This window comes from Streptomyces sp. YS-3, assembly GCF_045257485.1.
Lineage (GTDB): Bacteria > Actinomycetota > Actinomycetes > Streptomycetales > Streptomycetaceae > Streptomyces.
This window is the reverse complement of record NZ_JBJHPC010000226.1, coordinates 1-10,725: the sequence shown is the minus strand read 5'-3', so window position 1 is coordinate 10,725 and position 10,725 is coordinate 1. Positions and strand designations below refer to the sequence as shown.

11 protein-coding genes are annotated in these 10,725 nt (G+C 73.3%); 9 read left to right on the top strand and 2 right to left on the bottom strand.

Annotated features, from left to right (window positions below; translation table 11 throughout):
- Positions 1–179: 179 nt before the first annotated feature.
- The 6 genes from ACJA3G_RS19375 (at position 180) to gap (ending at position 6,175) form a co-directional block, all read left to right on the top strand.
- Positions 180–959, top strand: a complete 780-nt coding sequence (locus tag ACJA3G_RS19375) for a serine/threonine protein kinase (RefSeq protein WP_406554273.1) — start codon at positions 180–182, stop codon at positions 957–959.
- A 9-nt stretch (positions 960–968) separates the two neighbouring features.
- On the top strand, positions 969–2,414 hold the full coding sequence (locus tag ACJA3G_RS19370; protein WP_406554272.1) for a serine/threonine-protein kinase: 1,446 nt from the start codon (positions 969–971) through the stop codon (positions 2,412–2,414).
- 85 nt (positions 2,415–2,499) lie between these two features.
- On the top strand, positions 2,500–2,922 hold the full coding sequence (locus ACJA3G_RS19365; protein WP_406554271.1) for a DUF6003 family protein: 423 nt from the start codon (positions 2,500–2,502) through the stop codon (positions 2,920–2,922).
- A 172-nt stretch (positions 2,923–3,094) separates the two neighbouring features.
- On the top strand, positions 3,095–3,904 hold the full coding sequence (locus ACJA3G_RS19360; protein WP_406554270.1) for an SDR family oxidoreductase: 810 nt from the start codon (positions 3,095–3,097) through the stop codon (positions 3,902–3,904).
- 168 nt (positions 3,905–4,072) lie between these two features.
- Positions 4,073–5,032, top strand: a complete 960-nt coding sequence (locus ACJA3G_RS19355) for a GlxA family transcriptional regulator (RefSeq protein WP_406554269.1) — start codon at positions 4,073–4,075, stop codon at positions 5,030–5,032.
- A 144-nt stretch (positions 5,033–5,176) separates the two neighbouring features.
- Positions 5,177–6,175, top strand: coding sequence for a type I glyceraldehyde-3-phosphate dehydrogenase (gene gap, locus ACJA3G_RS19350; protein ID WP_406554268.1), 999 nt, complete (start codon positions 5,177–5,179; stop codon positions 6,173–6,175).
- 94 nt (positions 6,176–6,269) lie between these two features.
- On the opposite strand, the gene ACJA3G_RS19345 is transcribed toward gap, so the two are convergent.
- The gene (locus tag ACJA3G_RS19345) at positions 6,270–7,181 is read right to left on the bottom strand and encodes a UbiA family prenyltransferase (RefSeq protein WP_406554267.1); all 912 of its coding nucleotides are present in this window, start codon (positions 7,179–7,181) and stop codon (positions 6,270–6,272) included.
- A 78-nt stretch (positions 7,182–7,259) separates the two neighbouring features.
- Here ACJA3G_RS19345 and ACJA3G_RS19340 point away from each other — a divergent pair, with 78 nt between their 5' ends.
- Genes ACJA3G_RS19340 through ACJA3G_RS19330 form a run of 3 tightly spaced genes read left to right on the top strand, consistent with a single transcriptional unit; the run spans position 7,260 to position 9,915 of the window.
- Complete coding sequence (locus ACJA3G_RS19340) at positions 7,260–8,342, top strand: type III polyketide synthase (RefSeq protein WP_406554266.1); 1,083 nt, start codon at positions 7,260–7,262, stop codon at positions 8,340–8,342.
- 8 nt (positions 8,343–8,350) lie between these two features.
- Entirely contained in the window at positions 8,351–8,887 is a 537-nt protein-coding gene (locus tag ACJA3G_RS19335) for an isoprenylcysteine carboxyl methyltransferase family protein (protein ID WP_406554275.1), read from the top strand.
- On the top strand, positions 8,884–9,915 hold the full coding sequence (locus ACJA3G_RS19330) for an NAD(P)/FAD-dependent oxidoreductase (protein WP_406554265.1): 1,032 nt from the start codon (positions 8,884–8,886) through the stop codon (positions 9,913–9,915). Before ACJA3G_RS19335 ends, ACJA3G_RS19330 begins: the two co-directional genes overlap by 4 nt.
- A gap of 23 nt (positions 9,916–9,938) precedes the next feature.
- On the opposite strand, the gene ACJA3G_RS19325 is transcribed toward ACJA3G_RS19330, so the two are convergent.
- Positions 9,939–10,577, bottom strand: a complete 639-nt coding sequence (locus tag ACJA3G_RS19325) for a YqjF family protein (RefSeq protein WP_406554274.1) — start codon at positions 10,575–10,577, stop codon at positions 9,939–9,941.
- Positions 10,578–10,725: the final 148 nt, after the last annotated feature.

Below are 10,725 nucleotides of genomic sequence, written 5' to 3'. Positions count from 1 at the left end.
TCTGTCCACGGCGTTTCACCGCGTGGCTTGCGCCACTTCGGCGCGCCGCCGCGAACGGTTCCGGCCGTTCGCGGCGGCGCGCCGAAGTGGCGCAAGCCACGCGGTGAAACGCCGTGGACAGACGGTAACGTTCCCTCTGTCGGACAACGGGGACGGTCGGCACGCGGGACGGGGGAGCGGTGAGCGGGATAGTCATCCATCTGCCGGAAGGGGACGGCGACGACGCGGTGACGCTGCGGCTCGGCCCCGGGGAACGCGTCCGTTTCGGGCGTGGTTCGGCCCGCACACCCGTCGAACTCCGCCTCGCCGACGAGTCGGTGTCCCGTCTCGCCGGTGAGATCCGGGCGACGGACGACCACTGGCAGCTCAGCAACCTCAGCGCCACCCACGGCTATCTGGTCGAGAACCCGGAAGGCGCCGGGGAGTACTTACGTGTGCCGCCGCGCCGCGTCGGCGCGCCCATCCCGTTCGAGTTCGCCCGGGTGGTGCTGCCCTCCCGCCGTGAAACCCCGCTCTCCTTCCAGGTGTTCGCGCCCGACCACGTCTATCTGGACCCGCACGCGCTCGGCGGTGGCTCCTGGGAGAGCCGTACCCTCACCGCGTACTCGCTGGACGAGAGCGCCACGTACTTCCTGGTGCTCGTGGCGCTCTGTGAGCCGTGGCTGCGCGACCGGTCGCCGGTCGCCGTGCCGACCACCCCGCAGATCGTCGAGCGGCTCCGCGGCCATGGCGACGGCGCCGGTCTGACAGCCCGCGCGGTCAGTTCGCACATCGACTACCTCGCCGACGAGAAGCTGCGCATCGCCGTGACGACGGCCTCCGAAGACGCCGACCGGGCGGCCCGCCGCAACGGCAAGCGCGAGGCCGTTGTCGCCCTCGCCCTGAAGTTCGGGATCGTACGGGAGGAGCACCTCGCCCTGTTGCCACCGCGCACCGAGCCGGCCGGGCGTGGACGTTAGGACGCGGTGATGGCACGGAGCAGGGTGCTCGGGGCGGACAGCGGCGAGCCGGAACTCCTGCCGGTGGGCCACCGGATCGGTTCCTGGATCGTCGGCGAGCCCATCGGAGCGGGCGCCTGGGCCACCGTCTACGCCGGGCGGGCGGCGGAACCCGCGGGTGAGCGCCCGGCGGACGGCACGGAACCGGACGCGGACGGGCACGAGGTCGCCCTCAAGGTCATGCCGACCGCCGGGCTGGCGCCCCGCCAGGCGCGCAGCGTGGCCGAGTCCGCCCGCCGCGAACTCGAACTGGGCCGTGAGGCGGGCCACCCGAGGCTCATCCGGCTCCTCGACTCCCTGGTGCTCAGCGCGCCCGACCGGCCGTCCCTGGACGGCGCGATCGTCCTGGTCATGGAGCGGGCCCGGGGCAGCCTGCGTGAACTGCTCGCGGCGCCGGTGACCGAGGCCGAGGGCGCCCGGCTCGTCACGGGCATCTGCGAGGGCCTGGAGCACATGCACCGCAGCGGCTGGGTGCACGCCGACCTCAAGCCCGAGAACATCCTCATCGGCCGGGACGGCGAGGTGCGCCTGTCGGACTTCGGGTTCGCCATCGAACTGACCGGCACCCACGGCTGGACGGCCCCGATGGGCACCTTGGACTACCTTCCGCCCGAGCGGTGGCGCGAGCCGCTCGCCGAGCGCGGCATCCAGATGCGTCCCAGCGCCGACATCTGGGCGCTCGGCATCGTCGTCCACGAGATCTTCGCCCAGGGCGCCTATCCCTTCCCCGGCGCCACACCGACCGCGCGCGGCGCGGCCGTACAGGAGTACGCGGAGGGCCGGGCGGCGTTACGGCTGGACGGCGCCCTGCCGGAGTTCTGGCGGGCCCTCGCCGTCGACTGCCTCGCCCCCACCCACGCGGCCCGCGCCCCGCACACGGCCGAGAGCCTCCTCGAACGCATCCGGGCCCACACCGTCGAAGGCACCACCGGGCCGTCCCGCGCCGCACTCCCCCGCCGGTCCCGCGTCCGGCGCCGCCTGCGCCGGGCCGCGCTGCTGACCGTCACCGGGTGCGCGGCGGCGGGCGCCGCGCTCTGGGCGTACGCGGCGGGGGGCGGCGGCGAGGAGCAAGGGCCCGCCCGTATAAGGGTGTTCAACGCCGAGCGGGGCTGCCAGGACCGTGCGGACCGCGAGGGGCAGTGCAGCCTCGGCCTCGCGATCGACCCGCTGCGGCCCTACACCGCCGACAACGTCGTGGGCACCCGGGTGTGGCACGGCGACGTCCTCCACGCGGAGTGCCAGCTGCCGCGGGGACTGCCGATCATCGACGAGGAGGACCTGACTTCCACTCTCTGGTTCCGGGTCCGTCTGCCGGGCACCGGGACCGCCGTGGCACGGCCCGCCACCGCATGGTTGCCCGCCGTTCGTACGAAGGACCGCCCCTCCCTCCCCCGTTGCGCCGCGCCCGCACCGTGAGGGCCCCCGGCGGCAAGGAGCCGGACATCGTGGGGCGTTAGCATCGTGGGACGCTGCTGTCCGTTAGAGAAAGCGATTGCCCTCGATGGCCGACGACGCCTACCTCTTCCTCCTTCCCGAGCGGCACCCCCGGCTGGGGGCCGCCCTGGCCGCCGTCGGAGAGCTCGAATGCTCACAGACTCCGGCCGTCCATGGCTGGCTCCAGGCCCACGGGGTCTCCGCCTCCTCCGAACACGTCCGGATCCTGCCCGCCGGTGCCGAGGCGTTCATCCCCCAGGACGCCGAACGCCTGCCGGTGCCGTTGAGCGAGGAGGAGACCGTACGAGTCCAGCAGGAGTGCGCGCCGCAGTCCGTCACTGACCTGGAGACCGAGCTGCTGGAGTTCCGCGAGACGACCGAGGACTGGCAGGCGCTCGTCCACCGGGCTCTGACCGCGGGTGTTCCGGCCTCGCGCATCGCGCAGTTGACCGGGCTCGACCCGCAGGACATCGCGCATCTGACCGTGTGACGTCTCACGGAAAGCGCTTCGCCCCGGCCGGTGCCGTTCACCGGCCGGGGCGAAGTGCCGACATGGGGCGGCCTCGGCGCCGGCACGTGCCGCGTTTGCCCGGTATGCCTGCCGGGTACAGCGATGCATCACGTGAGAAGTGAGGCCGAAGCACGACCACGAGGAGATCCGCATGTCCGCCCCCACCTCGCCCGCGACCAAGACCGCTCTGGTCACCGGATCCGACTCCGGGATCGGGCGCGCCACCGCCGTCCGCCTGGCCAACGCGGGCATGGACGTCGCCATCACCTGGCACAGCGACGAGAAGGGCGCCCAGGAGACCGCCGAGGAGGTCCGGGCCACGGGCCGCCGGGCCGTGGTGGGCCACATGGACCTCACCCGCCTGCCGGAGGCCCTGGAGACGATGGACGACCTGTGCACCCGGCTCGGCCGTCTGGACGTCCTCGTGAACAACGCCGGTACCGGTACGGCCACACCGTTCCTCGACCTGAGCGAGCAGGATCTGCGCCGGGTCCTGGACGTGGACCTGGTGGGCCCGTTCCTGTGCGGGCAGAAGGCGGCGCGGCGGATGATCGAGCAGGGCGACGGCGGCCGGATCATCAATGTGACGTCGGTCCACGAACACCAGCCACGAGTGGGGGCGGCCCCGTACTGCGCGGCCAAGGGCGGCCTGGGTCTGCTCACCCAGACGATGGCCCTGGAACTGGCCGAGCACGGCATCACGGTGAACGCGGTCGCGCCCGGCGAGATCGCCACCCCGATGACCGGCCAGGAGGACTCGGACGTGCACGCCACGCACCGCCCCGGCGTTCCGCTCGGCCGCCCCGGTGACGCCCGGGAGGTCGCCGCCGTCATCGCCTTCCTCGCCGGCCCGGACGCCTCCTACGTCACCGGCGCGTCCTACACCGTGGACGGCGGCATGCTCCGGATGGGCCCGATGGCCGGCTCCCACCTCACCGGCGACGACTGGCGCCGCCCCTGAGCGGCGCGCGGCGCGCGCATGGAGCGCAGGGTATGCGCCCTCCGACGACACCGAGCCGCCTCGCACTCCCACGCACCCGGACAACCCTTGCGGCTATCCGCGCCTCGGACTCGTGTGCCGAGGCACCTCCTGGCCGCCCGGTGCCAACCACCCTCGTACGCTTGTCCCGTGCCACCCTCCTCCCCCCTGCGACGCGTCGCCGTCCTCGTGCTCGAAGGCGCCAAGCCACTCGATGTCGGCATTCCCGCGCAGGTTTTCACGACCCGCGCGAGCATGCCGTACGAAGTACGGGTGTGCGGGGCGGTGCCCGGGCTCGTGACCGGGGGCGACGGGCTGTCCTACTCCGTCGCCCACGGTCTCTCCGCGCTCACCTGGGCCGATCTCGTCTTCGTCCCCGGCTACCGGTTCCCCGGCCGCGCCGATCCACCGCGGGACGTCCTCGACGCGCTGGTCGCCGCCCACACCCGGGGCGCCCGGCTCGCCGCGATCTCCACGGGCGCGTTCGCGCTCGCCGCCACCGGCCTGCTCGACGGCCGGCGAGCGACCACGCACTGGCACTACACCCGGGCCCTCGCCGAGAAACACCCCCGGGTACGGGTGGACGAGAACGTCCTGTTCGTGGACGAGGGCACGGTGCTCACCTCGGCGGGTGCCGCCTCGGGCATCGACCTGTGCCTGCACATCCTGCGCCGCGACCTCGGCGTGGCCGCGTCCAACCACGCGGCCCGCCGCCTGGTCGCGGCCCCGTACCGCAGCGGCGGACAGGCGCAGTACGTGCCGCGCAGTGTGCCCGAGCCGCTGGGCGAGCGGTTCGCCGCCACCCGGGAGTGGGCGCTGCACCGCCTGGACGAGCCCCTCACGCTGGAGGCGCTGGCCCGGCACGCGGCGGTGTCGGCGCGGACGTTCTCGCGACGCTTCGCCGAGGACACCGGGTACACACCCATGCAGTGGGTCATGCGCGCCCGTATCGACATGGCGCGTGAGCTGCTGGAGCGTTCGGAGCACAGCGTGGAGCAGATCGCGACCGACGTGGGGCTGGGGACGGGGGCGAATCTGCGGCTGCATTTCCAGCGCGTGCTGGGGACCACACCCACGGAGTACCGGCGGACGTTCACCCGCGGCCAGTAGGGGCAGGGTCTGACCGTGCCCGGGCGTCGGGAGGCCTCCCGAGCGCCCGTGGCGGGATCCTTGCGAACCGTGGCGCTCACGCCACTGCCACCGTCGGGCCTCGCGCGCGAGGCTGGAGGCGAACCGAAGGGACGGACAACACTCATGACTCGTATCGCCATCAACGGATTCGGCCGTATCGGACGCAATGTGCTGCGCGCGCTCCTCGAACGCGACAGTGATCTGGAGGTCGTCGCCGTCAACGACCTCACCGAGCCCGTCGCCCTCGCGCGGCTGCTCGCGTTCGACTCGACGTCCGGCCGGCTCGGCCGCCCGGTGACCGTGGACGGGGACACGCTGGTCGTCGACGGCCACCGCATCAAGGTGCTGGCCGAGCGCGAGCCGGCCTCGCTGCCGTGGGCCGAGCTGGACGTGGACCTCGTACTGGAGGCGACGGGCCGCTTCACCTCGGCCAAGGCCGCCCGGGCCCACCTGGACGCGGGCGCGAGGAAGGTCCTGGTCAGCGCGCCTTCGGAGGGCGCCGACGTCACCCTCGCGTTCGGGGTCAACAACGACGCGTACGACGCCGACACGCACACCATCGTCTCCAACGCCTCGTGCACCACGAACGCGCTCGCCCCGCTGGCCTCGGTGCTGGACGAACTCGCCGGGATCGAGCACGGGTTCATGACGACCGTGCACGCGTACACCCAGGAGCAGAACCTCCAGGACGGCCCGCACCGCGACCCCCGCCGCGCCCGCGCCGCCGGGGTCAACATCGTGCCGACCACCACGGGCGCGGCCAAGGCGATCGGTCACGTCCTGCCGAACCTCGACGGCAAGCTGTCGGGCGACTCGATCCGGGTGCCCGTCCCGGTGGGCTCCATCGTCGAGCTGAACACGACGGTCGCGCGTGACGTGACGCGCGAGGACGTGCTGGCCGCCTACCGTGCCGCGGCCGAGGGGCCGCTCGCGGGCGTGCTGGAGTACTCCGACGACCCGCTGGTGTCGTCCGACATCACCGGCAACCCGGCCTCGTCGATCTTCGACTCGGCGCTGACCCGGGTGGACGGCCGCCATGTCAAGGTGGTCGCCTGGTACGACAACGAGTGGGGCTTCTCCAACCGTGTGATCGACACCCTGGAGTTGCTCGCCCGGCGGTGACGTACGGCGGTTGACGGTCCGGAGCGGGGGCTCACGCCGCCGTTTCCGGGCCGTCCGCGATTTCCGGGGCACGAGCCGCCACGTCGGGCCACGTTCACGGCCCGGGCTGCCCGGTGAGCGGCGCGCCTCCCGCAAGCACCAGGAGTGCCGCGTCGAGACCGGCCATGGCCAGGACGACGACGAACGGCCCGCGGCCACGTGTCAGAGCGGGCGGGCCGGCCGCCGCGTAGAGGCAGAGCGCGAGGGTCACCGCGATCACTCCCGCGCCCGTCGGAGCCACCCGGCCGGTCGGACCCACCGTGAGCACCACACAGGAGGCGAGGGCCAGGACCGCCGCCGACGCCACGGATCCACGGCGGCCGATCCTCTGCGGAAGTCCGAGCACCCCGCCCTCGATGTCGTCCTCCATGTCCGGCAGCACATTGGCGAAGTGGGCGCTGGTGCCGAGGAGCGCCGCCGCGACGGTCAGCCACAGCGGCGGCCAGGGGCTGCCCGGGAGAGTCAGCGTCAAGAACGCCGGGAGCAGACCGAAGGCGAGGGCGTACGGCAGCCAGGACAGGACGGTACGTTTGAGCCACAGGTTGTAGGCCCAGGCGGCGGCGACGCAGATGAGGTGGACCGCACCGGCCGGCACCCCGCAGGCCAGCGACAGGGCGACGCACACGAGCAGGGCCGCACAGGCCGCCGTGCCCACCGTGACCGGCCGTACCGCCCCCGTGGCGAGCGGCTTGTCCCGCCGTCCGGCTGCCCGGTCACGCCGCAGGTCCAGCCGGTCGTTGCACCAGCCCACCGACAACTGGCCCGCGGCGACCGCCGCCACCGCCCGCACCGCCGAGGCCGGGTCGAGCCCGAACGCGGCGGCGAGCAGCGCCGCCAGGACGGTCACCCCCGCCGCGGGCACCGGGTGACACGACTTCAGCAGGCCCGCGACAGCCCGGTGTTCCGCTGCCCCGGGCACGGCCGGGCCGACGAGGCGGGAGTCTCCTTCATCGGTGGTGGAGGGCATCGCCCCACGCTAGGCGACGGCGCGCCCACGAGCACCGGGTTGAGGGCACCGGCGTCGCACTGTCCCTATGTTGGAGCAATGACCCGCGTCCTTGCGGTGAGCACGGTCTTCCCACCGCACCGCTATATGCAGCACGAGATCACCGAAGACCTCGTCTCCAGCCTGCCGCCCGGATCGCACAAGGACCTCGTGCGCCGGCTGCACGCGGCAGCGGGCGTGGAGAGCCGCCATCTCGCTCTGCCTCTGGACCGCTACCGTGACCTCGGCGGGTTCGGTGAGAGCAACCGCGTCTTCGTGGAGCTGGCCACCGCCCTGGGCGCCGAAGCAGTCGAGCGGGCCCTCGCCGAAGCCGGTGTGCGCCCGCAGGACGTCGACCTGGTCGTCTCGACGACCGTCACGGGTATCGCGACACCGTCCCTGGACGCCCGGCTGGCCGAACGGACCGGTCTGCGGCCCGACGTCCGGCGTATGCCCCTGTTCGGGCTCGGGTGCTCCGCGGGCGCGGCCGGTCTGGCCCGCGTCCACGACTTCCTCGACAGCCGGCCGGACGGCATCGCGCTCCTGCTGTCCACCGAACTGTGCTCGCTCACCCTGCAGCGCGCCGACATGTCGATGGCGAACCTCGTGGCGGGCAGTCTGTTCGGGGACGGAGTCGCCGCGCTGGTGGCCGTCGGCCGTGACCGTTCCCGTCCCCCCTCACCGGCGGCGTCCTGCGGCTTCGGAGCGTCGGGGCCGACGGTGAGGGCGGTGCGCAGCCGTCTGTATCCGGGCAGTGGACACCTGCTGGGCTGGGACGTGGGCGACTGGGGTTTCCGCCTGGTGCTCGGTCCGGAACTCCCCGAACTGGTCAGGCTGCATGTGAGCGAGGAGATCGAGTCCTTCCTCGCCGAGCACGATCTCAAGCCCGGGGACGTCACGGCATGGATCTGCCACCCTGGCGGCCCCAAGATCCTGGACGCGCTCGCCGATGAGCTCGGCCTTCCGGACGCGGCCCTCGCCGCGAGCCGCCGCGCGCTCGCCGCCCACGGAAACCTCTCCTCCGCGTCGGTGCTGCACATCCTCAAGGACACCCAGAACAACCGGCCCCCGCCCGGCTCGACCGGTCTCATGATCGGTTTCGGGCCCGGTTTCTCCTCCGAACTCGTCCTGCTGGACTGGTGAGTCTCCCCGTGACGCCGTACACCGTACTGATCCTGCTGGTCGTCGCCGAGCGGTTCGCGGAGCTCGCCGTGGCGCGGCGCAACGGCGCCTGGAGCCGGGCCCGGGGCGGCCGTGAGTACGGCGGCGGCCACTATCCGGTGATGGTCGGCCTGCACACGCTGTTCCTCCTCGGCTGCCTCGTGGAGCCGTGGGCGGCACACCGGCCGTTCCTGCCCTGGCTCGGCCGGCCCGCCCTCGCCCTCACCCTGGCCGCGCAGGCACTGCGCTGGTGGTGCGTGGCCACCCTCGGCCCCCGCTGGCACACCCGCGTACTGATCGTCCCCGGCCTCCCGCTGGTCACCTCGGGCCCCTACCGGTATCTGCGGCACCCCAACTACGTGGCCGTCGTCGCCGAGGGCATCGCCCTTCCGCTGGTGCACACCGCCTGGCTGACCGCCCTGTGCTTCACGCTCCTGAACGCGGCGCTGCTGACCGTGCGCATCCGCTGCGAGAGCGCCGCGTTGGCGCCGTCACGCGCTCTGCCGGGCCCCGGTGCCGTGTCGTGATCGACCTTCTCGTCGTGGGCGGCGGCCCGGCGGGGCTGGCCGTGGCCATCCACGCCGTGCGGTGCGGTTTCGAGGTCGTGGTGGCCGAGCCGCGTCCCTCCCCCGTCGACAAGGCGTGCGGCGAGGGACTGATGCCCTCGGCGGTGCACGCCCTGCACGCCCTCGGCGTGGACGTGTCCGGCCGGCCCCTCCACGGCATCCGCTACCTCGACGCCACCGGCGGCCGGCAGGCCGAAGCCCGGTTCCCCGCGGGGCCCGGTCTCGGCACCCGCCGGACCGTACTGCACGAGGCACTCGGCGCGCGGGCCGCCGAACTCGGCGTTCGGGTCATCCCGCACCGCGTCCGCCGGGTGACCCAGTCCGACGCGTATGTGACCGCCGACGGCATCACCGCCCGCTATCTCGTGGCGGCCGACGGCCTGCACTCCCCCACCCGGCGTGCGCTCGGCCTCACCACCCGGCCGCCCGCCACCGGGCGAAGCACCCCCCGATACGGTCTGCGGCGCCACTACGCCGTCGAGCCGTGGACCGACCTGGTGGAGGTGCACTGGTCCGCCGACTGCGAGGCCTACGTCACCCCGCTCGGCCCCCGGCAGGTCGGCGTCGCCATCCTCACCTCGCGCCAACTGCCCTACGACGAACAGCTGACCCGCTTCCCCCTCCTGGCCGCCCGCCTCCTCCAGGCCGGCCGGACGCCGGTCCGGGGCGCCGGGCCGCTGCGGCAGCAAGCCCGTTGCCGGGTGGCCGGCCGCGTGCTGTTCGTGGGGGACGCCGCGGGGTACGTCGACGCCTTGACGGGTGAGGGGCTGACCCTCGCCCTGACGGCGGCGGACGCCCTCGTACGCTGCCTTCGCGAGGGCCGTCCGCAGGCGTACGAACGCGCCTGGTGCCGTCTGTCCCGCAGCTACCGCCTGCTGACCCGGTCCCTCCTGTGGGTCCGCAGCCAGCCGCGCCTGGCGCCCCTGGTCACCCCGGCAGCCGCCCGGTTTCCCCGGCTGTTCGAGAGCGCCGTACGCCTGCTCGCCTGACCGGCACCGGCACCGGCACCCCCTCAGGAAACCGGCCGGGGCGGACCGAGGCGAACCGGGCCCACCCCCGGGGACAGGTGTACGAGCGACGCGGGCCCCGGGTCGGGAAGACCGGCGGCACGGGTCAGCGTCTGGCGCAGCTCCGTGATCGTCCCGCGTCGAAGCGTCCAGGGCTCGTGGTGCACGGGAGTGAGCAACAGCCGGCCGGCGCGCCGGGAGAAGGCGCCCCATCGCGCGGTGAGCCAGTCGTCGAGGGGAGTGACGTCCTCCACCGGCGCGCCCGTCTCGATGCTCAGCCGGTATCCGACGCCCTGCGCGCCCCGGCGCCGTCCGGTATAGACCATGCCGGCGCCGCGCGCACGCACCGACAACTCGGCGAGCCGGTAAGGCACCCCGATGGCCCGCGCCGCCAGCATGAGGGGGGCGGTGACATCGAGGGAGAAGAACCACAGCCCCCTGCGCCCGTCCGGGAGGCGTACATACGTCCGCAAGTTGGTCTCGGGGAAGACCGCGGGAGGCAGCGGTACGACCCGCAAACCGCGGACCGAGGCCATCTCGAACGGCGTCAGGCTGACCCAGGCCCGGCCCTCGAACCGGTCCACCAGCAGCCCGGGGGGCAGCAGACGCTGGACGGCCTCGGCCCGGTAACTCCAGTGCACCATCGCGAGCCGCTCCCACCGCATGGTCAGGAGCGGGAAGGCGACAGGCGCGGGAACACGTGGGGGTGACGTCCTCGTCAACACCTTCTCCAAGCTCGCGAACCGGTCCCGTGTACGGAAGCCGGCCGTCAGGGGCCCCTTGACCCGCCCC